This window comes from Nicoliella sp. ESL1120 (assembly GCF_058508515.1).
Map to the genome: position 1 here is coordinate 804,998 of NZ_CP196383.1, position 14,473 is coordinate 819,470.

A 14,473-nucleotide genomic window follows, 5' to 3' on the forward strand; every position below is an offset into this window, starting at 1 on the left:
AAATGCACAAAATAGAAGGAATTTCTGCAAGCGAAGGAATCTCAATAGCGAAAGCCTATAAAATCGTTGAGCCTGATTTATCATTTCAAGACACTATCGTTAGTGATAAAAATGCGGAAATTAATAGACTGCATGATGCATTAAGAGCATCAATTAATGAATTATCAATCATTAAGGATGACATTGTTGATAACCTTGGTAAAAACGAAGGAATGGTATTTGAATCACATATTCAAATGCTTTCTGACCCAGAGTTCATTAGTTCAATCGAGCAATTGATTTTAGATCAGGGTATCTGTGCCGAAAAGGCATTGGATGTTACTGCTAATAATTTTATTCATTTATTCAAATCAAATGTTACGAATGTTTGGATGAAAGCCCAAATCAAGGAAAGAACTAGCGATGTGATTGATATTAAAAGGCGGGTTTTAAGTCATCTATTGAACGTTAAGCTTCCCGACCTATCATTGGTAGATCGTCCAGTGATTATCGTTGCAAAGGATATTACCCCAAGTGATATTGCACAGTTAAATGGAAAATATGTTAAGGGGATCGTTGCTGAATTTGGTGCTCAAACATCACATTCATCAATTATGGCACGAACGCTAAAATTGCCAATGATTTTAAGGGCTAAGGGTGCTATTAAGGAAATTCGTAATGATGATGAATTAATTGTAGATGGACTATCTGGAACCATTGTAATTAATCCCACCCGCTTGCAAATGATTGACTATCATGAACGGATCAAGGCTTTTAATATTGAGTTAAAAAAACTGCAAAACTTTAAAGCTAAAATCACCATGACAGAAGACGATCGACACCTAAGCATCGAAGCCAACGTTGGTAGCGATAAGGATTTAAAAGCGGTTACCGATTCATCAGCTGAAGGAATCGGCCTTTATCGAACTGAATTTTTGTTTTTAGGGCACGACAATGTTCCGACCGAAGAAGAGCAGTTTGAAAGCTATCGAAAAGCAGTTTTCCATATGAAGGGCTTACCGATTATTTTTCGAACCTTAGATATTGGAAACGATAAGCAAATCGGTGGTGTGGACTTAGATAAGGAAACTAATCCTGCTTTGGGTCTACGGGGGCTTAGAATTAGCCTAAGGTCTGAAAAAATGTTTCGGACCCAGTTGAGGGCCTTAATTCGGGCATCTGGTTATGGTGAGATATCAATTATTTTCCCAATGGTTTCAACCGTTGATGAGTATCGACGGGCGCGTGATATTTATGATGAAGAACGACTGGCAATGCAAAAAGACGGGCAGAATATGGGAGTTGTAAATTTAGGAGTAATGATTGAAGTCCCATCTGCCGCACTGCTTGCTGATGAGTTTGCTAAGGAAGTTGATGTAGTTAGCATTGGGACGAATGATTTAGTGCAGTATTTAATGGCTGCAGATCGACTCGATGAACGGGTTTCCAATCTATATCAACAGTTGAATCCCGCGGTTTTGAGAACGTTAAAATATGCAATTGATGCGTTTCATGCTGAGGGCAAATCAGTTTCCATCTGCGGAGAAATGGCATCAAGTCGATTAGCCATTCCATTGTTAGTAGGGATGGGGGTTGATAGTTTTTCAATGAATAGCGAATCAATTCTAAGGACTCGTAAACTAATTAGCCAAATTGATTCTAAATACGCTAAAAAAGTTGTAGATGACGTAATTAATAATGCTGCTACTTCTGAAGAAGTAATCGATAAGTTAAATCAATTCTTAGATAAAATTTAACAACGGCGATCATAAAACAGTGCTATTCCCTTTAATATGGGCAGTAGCGCTTTTTTATTAATCAATGGTTGTTTGCAAACTATCTGGCAAAACAATATAATACTAATGATATAGCGGTTTAGAAAAGCATACTCATTTTAATTGAAGGGAAGTGGATAAAATTAATATAGGGATATTTACTGATACCTATTTTCCACAAGTAAGTGGAGTAGCTACTTCTATCAAAACGCTTAAAAGTCAACTAGAAAAAGATGGACATCAGGTCTACATATTTACGACTACGGACCCACATGTTGATAAAAATACGTATGAACGGAATATATTTAGATTTTCTAGTATTCCTTTTATTTCTTTTTCTGATCGACGAATTGCAATTCGGGGGTTATTTCAAGCCTACCAAATTGCCAAAAAGCTAAATTTAGATATTATTCACACCCAAACTGAATTTTCAATGGGGGTTATTGGTAAGTTCGTTGCAAAAAATTTAAAAATCCCATGTCTTCATACCTATCACACGATGTATGAAGATTATTTACATTACGTTGCAAATGGAAAACTGTTGAAACCAATCCATGTTAAGGAAGCAACTTTAGCATTCTGTCATAAAATGACGGGGGTAGTTGCACCTAGTAAGCGGGTTTTGGATACCCTAACTGCTTATGGGGTTAAAAGTCCAATTAGAGTAATCCCAACTGGAATTGATGTTGCTAAATATGATCAACTTGACCACCAAAATCTGAGGGCTAAATTTGGTTTTACCAATTTAACCCCCGTCTTGTTATCAGTTAGTAGGTTGGCGTTCGAAAAAAACATTAACGAATTGATCGATTCAATGCCTAAAATCATTAAATTAAAACCAGATGTTAAGCTAGTAATTGTTGGTGATGGGCCTGCGAAAGAATCACTTGTAGAACAAGTAAACCAATTGAAGTTGAATGATAACGTTATTTTTGCTGGTGAAATTAATAACGATGACGTTAATCACTATTACCACATGGCCAATATATTTGTTTCGACATCTAACTCTGAATCGCAAGGACTAACTTACATTGAAGCAATGGCTGCTGGGGTAAAAGTAATTGTAGTTAAAAGTGCTTATACTGATGATCTATTAAATGATAAGTCATTGGGGATGACATTTTCTACAGAAGCTCAGTTCGTATCTGACGTTTATGAGTACCTAAGTCATCCTGATAAGTACAAGTTGGTATCGGATGAATTACGGAAACAAAAATTGAATAGCATTTCCGCTGAAAATTTTGAACATCAAATTGTGCAATTTTATCGTAACTCACAGTTAGAATATGAAGAAAATATCGACAATTCAGCTGAAATTGATTATTAAAGGATGAATAGAATGCTAAAAATTAATATGTTTTCAACTGCTGATAAAGTAAAAGGCCAAGGGGTTGGTAGTGCTTATGATGAACTAATCGCAATGCTTAAAACCTATTTTCCTAATGAATTTGATATTCGGATTAACCAATGGACACGTGCTGATATTAGCCACTACCATACTATTAATCCGACTTTTTATTTATCTACATTTTTATGGGGGCGCGGTCGTAAAATCGGTTATGTTCATTTTTTACCAGAAACCCTTGATGGAAGCCTTAAGATGCCAAAACCAATTAAATATTTATTCTATAAGTATGTAATTGCTTTTTATAAGCGGATGGACCATATTGTAGTTGTTAATCCAATGTTTATTGATAAATTAGCTAAATATGGAATTAGCAAGTCTAAAATTACTTATATTCCAAATTTTGTTAGTAAGGAAGAATTTTATCCGATTGAAAAGGAACAACAGTTAAAATTAAAAAAACAGTATGGGTTTGATCCAGATCAATTTATCGTTTTGGGAACCGGCCAGGTTCAAACAAGAAAGGGCATTCTAGATTTTGCTAAGTTGGCTGAAAAAAATCCACAAGTTCAATTTATTTGGGCTGGTGGCTTTTCATTCGGTCAAATTACTGATGGATACAAAGAATTGAAGCGAATTGTTGATAATCCACCACATAATTTAAAATTTCCTGGAATTGTTGATCGAAAAAAATTAGTTGATTTTTATAACTTATGTGACTTATTTTTATTACCTTCGTTTAATGAGCTTTTTCCAATGTCCGTTTTAGAAGCCTTCTCGTGTGGGAAACCAGTATTGTTGAGAAACCTGGATCTATATCGAGTGATTATTGATGGATACTATCAATCATTTAACGATTTTGATGAATTAAATCAACAGTTGAATCGATTGATTGGTAATGATACTGAGCTTATGAAAATGAGTGAACGCTCTTTGGAAGCATCTAAATATTATTCTGAAGATCACTTAGCTAAGATATGGGAATCATTTTATATTGAACAATCTAAAAGGGAGTAGTGTATGACAAGAAGAAATTTTTTATCACTAATGGGGATGTTTCTGATTGGAATCCTAATCTTTTGGTATTTTATAAGGGATGTTAACCTAAAATTATTAGTAGCTGATTTCTTTAACATCAATTGGTTTTGGATGGTAATTGCAACCCTCTGTATGTTCGCTTATTTCGGATTTGAATCATGGATTACGCATACCTTAGTCAAAGATCAAGGTGAAAGCCATTTTACGTTTAAAGATGCAGTTAGAATCCCTTTAGTAGAACAATTATTTAATGGGATTACACCATTTTCTTCTGGTGGTCAACCAGCCCAATTGGTTGTGATGATTCAAACTGGAATTGATGGTGGTAGAGCGAGTTCTGTTCTTTTGATGAAGTTTGTTGTCTATCAAGCAATGATTGTTGTTAATTTCATATTTAGTTTGTTGATCGGATTTCATTACATTGCTGAAAAATTACAATATTTATCGTTATTTGTATTGTTTGGGTTTATAATTCATTTGGTAGTAATCATTGTACTGCTAATGATAATGTATTGGCATGGCTTTACTAAGCGGTTTGTTAATACAATTATGAAACCGTTAAAGTTTTTTGTTAATTCTGAACGTTACGAAAAATGGCAATTAACGCTTAATCAGAAAATCGATAATTTTTATCAAGAAAGCGTTCGGATTGCTAAGCGGTGGAAATTATTATTTAAAATTGCATTGATTACATTTTTTCAATTATTACTTTACTATTTAGTTCCATATTTCATTATGCTTTCCTTGGGATATGATCAAGCGAATATTGTTATGATAGTTAGTTTACATGTTTTAATTGTTATGATTATTTCGCTATTTCCAATTCCAGGTGGTGCTGGTGGTGCCGAATATAGTTTTGAAATGCTGTTCAAAAGTTACATTGTTAACAGTAGTAAATTGGTATTAGCGTTAATTTTATGGCGCATTTTAACGTATTACCTTGGATTAATTTTGGGGGCAATTGCGTTATTTATTAAACCTGATAAGGTAAATGAAATTGGTTCCAAGAATGGTAAATAATATATTTATAACAATTTAGTGGGGGCACTATACAATGTCTAGTCATATGAAAAAAGGAAATCGATTCCTAAACTCTAGGTTGGGTTTCTTTATCCTAGTATTATTTTTATTTTGGGCGAAAACTTATTTCGCTTATCAAGCTGAATTCACTTTGGGAGCAAAGGGATCTCTTCAGCAATTTTTATTGGTTGTGAATCCTTTACCTGCAGGAATCTTACTTTTTGGGATTGCATTGTACTTTAGGGGCAGGTTAGCATATTGGTTAATGTTGATTATGGATTTGATCCAATCAATTTGGCTGTTTGCTAATATTGTTTATTATCGTGAATTTTCTGACTTTTTAACGTTTGGGATTATTAAGGGATCAGGAGATGTTCAAAATAACTTAGGGAAGAGTTTAGCTGAAATTATTCATCCAATTGATTTCGTTGTCTTTTTGGATGTAATTATTTTAGTGCTCTTACTTTCTTTTAAGATTATTCGAATTGATAAGCGGCCCTTTAAGATTCGTAATGCATTTGCAGTTACTGTATTGTCGCTAGTTTTGATGTTTGGTGAGTATAGCATTGCGAATGCAGACCGTTCTGGGTTATTAACTCGTTCTTTTGATAATAATTATATTGTTAAGTACTTAGGGATGAACGAGTATGCTGCATTTAATGCTTATCAGACGCATAAGGAGAGTCAAACTAGAGCAAAAGCTAAGCCTAGTGATTTAGATAGTGTCTTGAAATACCTTAAGCATAATCGAGCAAAGGCTAATATTGATTACTTTGGGAAGGAAAAGGGGAAAAATGTATTTATTATTCACCTAGAAAGTTTCCAACAGTTTTTAATTGACTATAAAGTCGATGGTAAGGAAGTTACTCCAAATTTAAACAAGTTCTATCATGGAGAACATACAATTTCATTTGATAACTTTTATCATCAAGTAGCTCAAGGAAAGACTTCAGATGCTGAAATGATGCTGGAAAACTCTTTATTTGGGTTACCACAAGGTTCAGCAATGGTTACCTATGGAACTCAAAATACATTCCAAGCAGCTCCTGCAATTTTAGATCAACATGGTTATACAACTGCCGCAATGCATGGGGATGTTCCAAGTTTTTGGAATCGTGAAAATACCTATAAGTCTTGGGGATACCAATATTTCTTTGATTCAAACTACTTTAAGGAAAAACCATCATACAGTGTTGGCTATGGTTTAAAGGATAAAATCTTCTTTAAGGATGCTGCTAACTATATTCAACAGTTACCTCAACCATTCTATGCTAAATTGATTACTTTAACTAATCACTATCCATATATCCTTGATAAGCAAAACCAGGACTTCCCAGCAACTAAGACTGGTGATAATACTGTTGACCCTTATGTTCAGACTGCTCACTATTTAGACCAAGCATTTGGTGAATTTATGAACTATTTAACAAAGACTGGCTTATTAAAGAATAGTATTGTTGTCGCATATGGTGATCACTATGGAATTTCAAATAATCATCGGCCTGCAATTGCTCAATTACTAAAGAAAAAGAGCGTCGATAGTTATGATCTTGCTCAATTCCAAAAAGTTCCATTTATGATTTATGGAGACAATTTAGAGGGTAAGATTGATCATACTTATGGTGGCGAAATTGATGTATTGCCAACGATCTTACATCTATTAGGTATTAAGGATAATAAGACGATTCAGTTTGGACAGGATTTGTTGTCTAAAAAGCGTAAGCAAATCGTTGCATTTAGGGATGGTGACTTCATTACTCCTAAATATACCGTTGTTAGTGGTAGTGTCTATCTTACTAAGACTGGTAAGAAAATTAATCCAGATACAAAGCAAAAGAAACGAATTCAAGCAGATCAAAACCATGTTAATACTGAATTATCCTTATCTGATAAGGTTATTTTAGGTGACTTATTACGTTTTTATGATCTGAAGGACTTTAAGAAAGTTAACAGAAGTGATTATAATTATAAACCGAGTGCTGGACTTGCTAGCCTTAAGGAACGCAATAGCAAAGAACACACTAGCTTAATGGATGAAAATGGCGGTAAATCAACTATGAATGACTATAAAACAGATGCTCCTGAATTAAAAAAGTAAATTAGTTTAAAAAAGTAGTTGTCAAATTTAATATATTAGTGTAATATAAGAATCATCGTTTTGATAAGTTATCAATTCGGTGATTCTTATTTGTTTAACGACTTAAAATAATAAAAAAAGTTGTTGACAAACATTTGATGGTTTGATAATATATTAAACGTTGTCAAATAAGCAGCTGATGTGAGTTCTAATTATGACTTTCATCAGTTGAAAAATTCCTAAAAAAGTTCTTGACATTAATATTAGCTTTATGATAATATTAAGAAGTTGCTTTATTGGAATCAACGAAAGTAGATCTTTGAAAACTGAACAAAATTATGACAAAAATGTGTAAGGAACTTCATTTTAAATGAAGTACAAAAAACTTATGCGAAGTCAATTCGCTTTAAAATTAACAAAATTAAGAAGAGCTAACGTTAAGCTTTTCATCATAAGATGAGAGTTTGATCCTGGCTCAGGACGAACGTTGGCGGCGTGCCTAATACATGCAAGTCGAACGAACTTCCGTTAATGATAGTTGATGCTTGCATTAACTTGACTTAACATCGAAGTGAGTGGCGAACTGGTGAGTAACACGTAGGTAACTTGCCCTAAAGCGGGGGATAACATTTGGAAACAAGTGCTAATACCGCATAACAACAAAAACCGCATGGTTTTTGTTTGAAAGATGCGTTTGCATCACTTTAGGATGGACCTGCGGCGTATTAGCTTGTTGGTGGGGTAATGGCCTACCAAGGCAATGATACGTAGCCGACCTGAGAGGGTAATCGGCCACAATGGGACTGAGACACGGCCCATACTCCTACGGGAGGCAGCAGTAGGGAATCTTCCACAATGGACGCAAGTCTGATGGAGCAACGCCGCGTGAGTGAAGAAGGGTTTCGGCTCGTAAAACTCTGTTGTTAAAGAAGAACAAGTTTGATAGGAAATGATCAAGCTTTGACGGTATTTAACCAGAAAGTCACGGCTAACTACGTGCCAGCAGCCGCGGTAATACGTAGGTGGCAAACGTTGTCCGGATTTATTGGGCGTAAAGCGAGCGCAGGCGGTTTTTTAAGTCTGATGTGAAAGCCTTCGGCTTAACCGGAGAAGTGCATCGGAAACTGAGAAACTTGAGTGCAGAAGAGGACAGTGGAACTCCATGTGTAGCGGTGAAATGCGTAGATATATGGAAGAACACCAGTGGCGAAGGCGGCTGTCTGGTCTGTAACTGACGCTGAGGCTCGAAAGCATGGGTAGCAAACAGGATTAGATACCCTGGTAGTCCATGCCGTAAACGATGAATGCTAGGTGTTAGAGGGTTTCCGCCCTTTAGTGCCGCAGCTAACGCATTAAGCATTCCGCCTGGGGAGTACGACCGCAAGGTTGAAACTCAAAGGAATTGACGGGGACCCGCACAAGTGGTGGAGCATGTGGTTTAATTCGATGCTACGCGAAGAACCTTACCAGGCCTTGACATCTCCTGCAAAGCTAAGAGATTAGCCGTTCCCTTCGGGGACAGGATGACAGGTGGTGCATGGTTGTCGTCAGCTCGTGTCGTGAGATGTTGGGTTAAGTCCCGCAACGAGCGCAACCCCTATTATTAGTTGCCAGCATTCAGTTGGGCACTCTAGTGAGACTGCCGGTGACAAACCGGAGGAAGGTGGGGACGACGTCAAATCATCATGCCCCTTATGGCCTGGGCTACACACGTGCTACAATGGACGGTACAACGAGTCGCAAAACCGCGAGGTCAAGCTAATCTCTTAAAGCCGTTCTCAGTTCGGATTGCAGGCTGCAACTCGCCTGCATGAAGTTGGAATCACTAGTAATCGTGGATCAGCATGCCACGGTGAATACGTTCCCGGGTCTTGTACACACCGCCCGTCACACCATGAGAGTTAGTAATACCCAAAGTCGGTGCAGTAACCTCTTTTGAGGAGCTAGCCGCCTAAGGTAGGACTGATGATTAGGGTGAAGTCGTAACAAGGTAGCCGTAGGAGAACCTGCGGCTGGATCACCTCCTTTCTAAGGAATAATTCGGAACCTTACACAGTCATAGTTTTGTTTAGTTTTGAGAGGTCTACTCTCAAACTATGGAACCACGCTTCTTTGGGCCTATAGCTCAGTTGGTGAGAGCGCACGCCTGATAAGCGTGAGGTCGATGGTTCGAGTCCATTTAGGCCCATTATTAATCACTTGTTGATTAATTTAATTTAAATGGTATGGGGAATTAGCTCAGCTGGGAGAGCACCTGCTTTGCAAGCAGGAGGTCAGCGGTTCGATCCCGCTATTCTCCATTGACACGTAAGTGTCATAATACTTGGTTCTTTGAAAACTAGATAATATTTTAATTTTTCCAAATTATTGAATTGTATTAAATACAATTTCAACCGAGAACACCGCGTTATTTTGAGTTTTTTAAATTAGTTTTATTCGTATTTACTCAATTAACCAAATACCACTACGTGGTAATAGGTTAAGTTATTAAGGGCGCATGGTGGATGCCTTGGTACTAGGAGCCGATGAAGGACGGGACTAACGCCGATATGCTTCGGGGAGCTGTACGTAAGCTTTGATCCGGAGATTTCCGAATGGGGAAACCCAATAAATTTAATCGTTTATTATTCAATGACGAATTCATACTCATTGAAAGGCAGACGTGGGGAACTGAAACATCTAAGTACCCACAGGAAGAGAAAGAAAATTCGATTCCCTCAGTAGCGGCGAGCGAACGGGGAACAGCCCAAACCATCGAGTTTACTCGGTGGGGTTGTAGGACTGAACATTTGAGTTACCAAAGAATTAGATAGTCGAAAGATCTGGGAAGTTCTGCGACACAAGGTGATAGCCCTGTAGACGAAATCTAATTCCCTCAGTTCAGGATCCTGAGTACGGCAATACACGTGAAACATTGCCGGAATCCGGGAGGACCATCTCCCAAGGCTAAATACTCCCTAGTGACCGATAGTGAACCAGTACCGTGAGGGAAAGGTGAAAAGCACCCCGGAAGGGGAGTGAAATAGTTCCTGAAACCATGTGCCTACAAGCAGTTAGAGCCCGTTAATGGGTGATAGCGTGCCTCTTGCAGAATGAACCGGCGAGTTATGATAACATGCAAGGTTAAGATGAAAAGTCGGAGCCGTAGCGAAAGCGAGTCTGAATAGGGCGATATAGTATGTTGTGATAGACCCGAAACCAGGTGATCTACCCATGTCCAGGCTGAAAGTGTGGTAAAACACACCGGAGGGCCGAACCCGTGTACGTTGAAAAGTGCTGGGATGAGGTGTGGGTAGCGGTGAAATTCCAAACGAACTTGGAGATAGCTGGTTCTCTCCGAAATAGCTTTAGGGTTAGCCTTGGAGTCGAGAATCATGGAGGTAGAGCACTGTTTGGGTGAGGGGCCCGTCTTGGGTTACTAAATTCAGATAAACTCCGAATGCCATTGATTTATATCCAGGAGTCAGACGATGAGTGATAAGATCCACCGTCGAAAGGGGAACAGCCCAGACCACCAATTAAGGTCCCTAAATATATGCTGAGTGGAAAAGGATGTGGAGTTGCATAGACAACTAGGATGTTGGCTCAGAAGCAGCCACCATTTAAAGAGTGCGTAATAGCTCACTAGTCGAGTGATTCTGCGCCGAAAATTTACCGGGGCTAAGCATATTACCGAGATTGTGGACGCAACTTATGTTGCGTGATAGGAGAGCGTTCTAAGGGCAATGAAGCCAGACCGTAAGGACTGGTGGAGCGCTTAGAAGTGAGAATGCCGGTATGAGTAGCGAAAGATCAGTGAGAATCTGATCCACCGAATGACTAAGGTTTCCTGGGGAAGGCTCGTCCTCCCAGGGTTAGTCGGGACCTAAGCCGAGGCCGAGAGGCGTAGGCGATGGATAACAGGTTGAGATTCCTGTACTAGTTAACTATGTTTGACCGATGGAAGGACGTAGGAGGCTAAACGTAGCATCCTGTTGGATATGGATGTTCAAGCACTAAGTCAGGTATTGAGTCAAATGCTTAATACCGTGTTGACAAGGTGTGATGAGGACCGAAATTTAGTAGGGAAGTCGTTGATGTCACACTACCGAGAAAAGTTTCTAGTTAGTAGTTAACTACCCGTACCGCAAACCGACACAGGTAGTCGAGGAGAGAATCCTAAGGTGAGCGAGTGAACTCTCGTTAAGGAACTCGGCAAAATGACCCCGTAACTTCGGGAGAAGGGGTGCTGCACTATGTGCAGCCGCAGTGAAAAAGCTCAGGCGACTGTTTATCAAAAACACAGGTTTCTGCAAAATCGTAAGATGAAGTATAGGGGCTGACGCCTGCCCGGTGCTGGAAGGTTAAGTGGATGAGTTAGCTTCGGCGAAGCCCAGAAACGAAGCCCCAGTAAACGGCGGCCGTAACTATAACGGTCCTAAGGTAGCGAAATTCCTTGTCGGGTAAGTTCCGACCCGCACGAAAGGCGTAACGATCTGAGCACTGTCTCAACGAGAGACTCGGTGAAATTGAGATACCTGTGAAGAAGCAGGTTACCCGCGACAGGACGGAAAGACCCCATGGAGCTTTACTGTAACTTGATATTGGGTGTTTGTATAGCTTGTACAGGATAGGTAGGAGCCATAGAAGTCGGGACGCTAGTCTCGATGGAGGCATTGGTGGGATACTACCCTCGCTGTATGAACACTCTAACCCGCACCACTGATCGTGGTGGGAGACAGTGTCTGGTTGGCAGTTTGACTGGGGCGGTCGCCTCCTAAACAGTAACGGAGGCGCCCAAAGGTTCCCTCAGAATGGTTGGAAATCATTCGACGAGTGTAAAGGCAGAAGGGAGCTTGACTGCGAGACATACAGGTCGAGCAGGGACGAAAGTCGGGCTTAGTGATCCGGTGGTACCGTATGGAAGGGCCATCGCTCAACGGATAAAAGCTACCCTGGGGATAACAGGCTTATCTCCCCCAAGAGTTCACATCGACGGGGAGGTTTGGCACCTCGATGTCGGCTCATCGCATCCTGGGGCTGTAGTTGGTCCCAAGGGTTGGGCTGTTCGCCCATTAAAGCGGTACGCGAGCTGGGTTCAGAACGTCGTGAGACAGTTCGGTCCCTATCCGTCGCGGGCGTAGGAAATTTGAGAGGAGCTGCTCTTAGTACGAGAGGACCGGAGTGGACATACCGCTGGTGTACCAGTTGTGCCGCCAGGCGCATCGCTGGGTAGCTATGTATGGATGAGATAAACGCTGAAAGCATCTAAGTGTGAAACCCACCTCGAGATGAGATTTCCCATTCCTTTATGGAAGTAAGACCCCTGAAAGATGATCAGGTAGATAGGCTGGAAGTGGAAGTGCAGTGATGCATGGAGCGGACCAGTACTAATTGGTCGAGGACTTAACCAAGTAAGGTTGTTCTCACGGAAGAATAAGATATTATCTAGTTTTGAGAGAACGAAGTTCTCGCAGTTAAATAGTGTGGTGATGATGGCCAGAAGGATACACCTGTTCCCATGTCGAACACAGAAGTTAAGCTTTTGAACGCCAAAAGTAGTTGGGGGATCGCCCCCTGCAAGGATAGGACGTTGCCACGCTTTATGGAGGATTAGCTCAGTTGGGAGAGCATCTGCCTTACAAGCAGGAGGTCACAGGTTCGAGCCCTGTATCCTCCATTCATGAAAATAATCATGTTTGGATTTATAAATATTTTTTAAAGGCTTTTATGCCGACTTAGCTCAGTTGGCAGAGCATCTGTCTTGTAAACAGGGGGTCGGAGGTTCGAATCCTCTAGTCGGCATTGCTGCGGAAGTAGTTCAGTGGTAGAACATCACCTTGCCATGGTGGGGGTCGCGGGTTCGAATCCCGTCTTCCGCTTTGCCAATTCATTATTATGCCGGGGTGGCGGAATTGGCAGACGCACAGGACTTAAAATCCTGCGGTTAGTGATAACCGTACCGGTTCGATCCCGGTCCTCGGCACTTTTGCACCCATAGCGCAACTGGATAGAGTGTCTGACTACGAATCAGAAGGTTGTAGGTTCGACTCCTACTGGGTGCATATATTCGGGAAGTAGCTCAGCTTGGTAGAGCACTTGGTTTGGGACCAAGGGGTCGCAGGTTCGAATCCTGTCTTCCCGATTGAATAAAATTTCAATAGTTTTATTTATAGATCGCGGTGTAGCTCAGCTGGCTAGAGCGTCCGGTTCATACCCGGGAGGTCGAGGGTTCGATTCCCCCTGCCGCGATAGTGACTTGGACCTTTAGCTCAGTTGGTTAGAGCCGACGGCTCATAACCGTCTGGTCGTAGGTTCGAGTCCTACAAGGTCCATTAAGACCTTTAGTTTTAACTTCAATATGGAGGATTACCCAAGTGGCTGAAGGGGGCGGTCTTGAAAACCGCTAGGCGTGTCAAAGCGCGCGAGGGTTCGAATCCCTCATCCTCCTTTTTTATTATCGCGGGATGGAGCAGTTCGGTAGCTCGTCGGGCTCATAACCCGAAGGTCGTTGGTTCAAATCCAGCTCCCGCAATTATGGTCCGTTGGTCCAGTTGGTTATGACGCCGCCCTGTCACGGCGGAGATCACGAGTTCGAGTCTCGTACGGACCGTTCCATATGGCTCGGTAGCTCAGTTGGTAGAGCAACGGATTGAAGCTCCGTGTGTCGGCAGTTCGATTCTGTCCCGCGCCATTTAAAATTAAATACCATATTATGCGGGTATAGTTTAGTGGTAAAACCATAGCCTTCCAAGCTATTGTCGCGAGTTCGATTCTCGTTACCCGCTTTATATGGGCCTATAGCTCAGTTGGTGAGAGCGCACGCCTGATAAGCGTGAGGTCGATGGTTCGAGTCCATTTAGGCCCATATGGAGAAGTACTCAAGTGGCTGAAGAGGTGCCCCTGCTAAGGGTATAGGTCGCGCAAGCGGCGCGAGAGTTCGAATCTCTCCTTCTCCATTTTATATGACCCGTTGGTCAAGTGGTTAAGACACTGCCCTTTCACGGCAGTAACATGGGTTCGAATCCCGTACGGGTCATTTTATATGACGACTAAAAATAAAATAATATTATCGCGGGATGGAGCAGTTCGGTAGCTCGTCGGGCTCATAACCCGAAGGTCGTTGGTTCAAATCCAGCTCCCGCAATTATGGTCCGTTGGTCCAGTTGGTTATGACGCCGCCCTGTCACGGCGGAGATCACGAGTTCGAGTCTCGTACGGACCGTCATAAATAAAAGAGGATTGATCTGACCCCTATAG

5 protein-coding genes, 20 tRNA genes and 3 rRNA genes are annotated in these 14,473 nt (G+C 40.9%); all 28 read left to right on the forward strand.

Going from position 1 to position 14,473, the window contains the following annotated elements; all coding sequences use genetic code 11:
• The first annotated feature begins 2 nt into the window (after positions 1–2).
• The 28 genes from ptsP (at position 3) to ACSYTE_RS03505 (ending at position 14,438) form a co-directional block, all read left to right on the forward strand.
• A complete protein-coding gene (ptsP, locus tag ACSYTE_RS03370) occupies positions 3–1,736 on the forward strand; it encodes a phosphoenolpyruvate--protein phosphotransferase (protein WP_491716081.1) in 1,734 nt (577 codons plus the stop codon).
• A gap of 160 nt (positions 1,737–1,896) precedes the next feature.
• Positions 1,897–3,081 (forward strand): glycosyltransferase family 4 protein, encoded by a 1,185-nt coding sequence (locus ACSYTE_RS03375; RefSeq protein ID WP_491717289.1) that lies wholly within the window; start codon positions 1,897–1,899, stop codon positions 3,079–3,081.
• A 12-nt stretch (positions 3,082–3,093) separates the two neighbouring features.
• Complete coding sequence (locus ACSYTE_RS03380; protein WP_491716082.1) at positions 3,094–4,116, forward strand: glycosyltransferase family 4 protein; 1,023 nt, start codon at positions 3,094–3,096, stop codon at positions 4,114–4,116.
• A gap of 3 nt (positions 4,117–4,119) precedes the next feature.
• Complete coding sequence (locus ACSYTE_RS03385) at positions 4,120–5,157, forward strand: lysylphosphatidylglycerol synthase transmembrane domain-containing protein (RefSeq protein WP_491716083.1); 1,038 nt, start codon at positions 4,120–4,122, stop codon at positions 5,155–5,157.
• A gap of 34 nt (positions 5,158–5,191) precedes the next feature.
• A complete protein-coding gene (locus ACSYTE_RS03390) occupies positions 5,192–7,255 on the forward strand; it encodes an LTA synthase family protein (RefSeq protein ID WP_491716084.1) in 2,064 nt (687 codons plus the stop codon).
• A gap of 431 nt (positions 7,256–7,686) precedes the next feature.
• A 16S ribosomal RNA gene (locus tag ACSYTE_RS03395) occupies positions 7,687–9,262 on the forward strand.
• Between the two features lie 86 nt (positions 9,263–9,348).
• Positions 9,349–9,422 (forward strand) — tRNA-Ile (locus tag ACSYTE_RS03400).
• 39 nt (positions 9,423–9,461) lie between these two features.
• Positions 9,462–9,534, forward strand: a tRNA-Ala gene (locus ACSYTE_RS03405).
• Positions 9,535–9,711: 177 nt separating this feature from the next.
• A 23S ribosomal RNA gene (locus ACSYTE_RS03410) occupies positions 9,712–12,627 on the forward strand.
• Positions 12,628–12,698: 71 nt separating this feature from the next.
• Positions 12,699–12,815, forward strand: a 5S ribosomal RNA gene (gene rrf / locus ACSYTE_RS03415).
• Together the 16S, 23S and 5S rRNA genes with 20 tRNA genes alongside form the textbook arrangement of a ribosomal RNA operon.
• Before the next feature lie 5 nt (positions 12,816–12,820).
• A tRNA-Val gene (locus ACSYTE_RS03420) sits at positions 12,821–12,893 on the forward strand.
• A 52-nt stretch (positions 12,894–12,945) separates the two neighbouring features.
• Positions 12,946–13,018: transfer RNA gene (locus ACSYTE_RS03425), tRNA-Thr, on the forward strand.
• Positions 13,019–13,023: 5 nt separating this feature from the next.
• Positions 13,024–13,095, forward strand: a tRNA-Gly gene (locus ACSYTE_RS03430).
• A gap of 18 nt (positions 13,096–13,113) precedes the next feature.
• Positions 13,114–13,199, forward strand: a tRNA-Leu gene (locus tag ACSYTE_RS03435).
• A 5-nt stretch (positions 13,200–13,204) separates the two neighbouring features.
• A tRNA-Arg gene (locus ACSYTE_RS03440) sits at positions 13,205–13,278 on the forward strand.
• Positions 13,279–13,284: 6 nt separating this feature from the next.
• Positions 13,285–13,358, forward strand: a tRNA-Pro gene (locus tag ACSYTE_RS03445).
• Positions 13,359–13,391: 33 nt separating this feature from the next.
• Positions 13,392–13,465, forward strand: a tRNA-Met gene (locus ACSYTE_RS03450).
• Positions 13,466–13,474: 9 nt separating this feature from the next.
• A tRNA-Ile gene (locus ACSYTE_RS03455) sits at positions 13,475–13,548 on the forward strand.
• A 28-nt stretch (positions 13,549–13,576) separates the two neighbouring features.
• Positions 13,577–13,664, forward strand: a tRNA-Ser gene (locus ACSYTE_RS03460).
• Between the two features lie 10 nt (positions 13,665–13,674).
• Positions 13,675–13,748 (forward strand) — tRNA-Met (locus ACSYTE_RS03465).
• A 4-nt stretch (positions 13,749–13,752) separates the two neighbouring features.
• Positions 13,753–13,826, forward strand: a tRNA-Asp gene (locus tag ACSYTE_RS03470).
• An 8-nt stretch (positions 13,827–13,834) separates the two neighbouring features.
• A tRNA-Phe gene (locus ACSYTE_RS03475) sits at positions 13,835–13,907 on the forward strand.
• A gap of 23 nt (positions 13,908–13,930) precedes the next feature.
• Positions 13,931–14,001 (forward strand) — tRNA-Gly (locus tag ACSYTE_RS03480).
• 6 nt (positions 14,002–14,007) lie between these two features.
• Positions 14,008–14,081, forward strand: a tRNA-Ile gene (locus ACSYTE_RS03485).
• Positions 14,082–14,084: 3 nt separating this feature from the next.
• Positions 14,085–14,172: transfer RNA gene (locus ACSYTE_RS03490), tRNA-Ser, on the forward strand.
• 8 nt (positions 14,173–14,180) lie between these two features.
• Positions 14,181–14,252: transfer RNA gene (locus ACSYTE_RS03495), tRNA-Glu, on the forward strand.
• 34 nt (positions 14,253–14,286) lie between these two features.
• Positions 14,287–14,360: transfer RNA gene (locus ACSYTE_RS03500), tRNA-Met, on the forward strand.
• A gap of 4 nt (positions 14,361–14,364) precedes the next feature.
• Positions 14,365–14,438: transfer RNA gene (locus tag ACSYTE_RS03505), tRNA-Asp, on the forward strand.
• Positions 14,439–14,473 lie beyond the last annotated feature (35 nt).

Coding starts and splice junctions, on each gene's coding strand:
- ptsP (WP_491716081.1), top strand. CDS start 3: ATGCACAAAATAGAAGGAATTTCTGCAAGCGAAGGAATCTCAATAGCG.
- ACSYTE_RS03380 (WP_491716082.1), top strand. CDS start 3,094: ATGCTAAAAATTAATATGTTTTCAACTGCTGATAAAGTAAAAGGCCAA.
- ACSYTE_RS03385 (WP_491716083.1), top strand. CDS start 4,120: ATGACAAGAAGAAATTTTTTATCACTAATGGGGATGTTTCTGATTGGA.
- ACSYTE_RS03390 (WP_491716084.1), top strand. CDS start 5,192: ATGTCTAGTCATATGAAAAAAGGAAATCGATTCCTAAACTCTAGGTTG.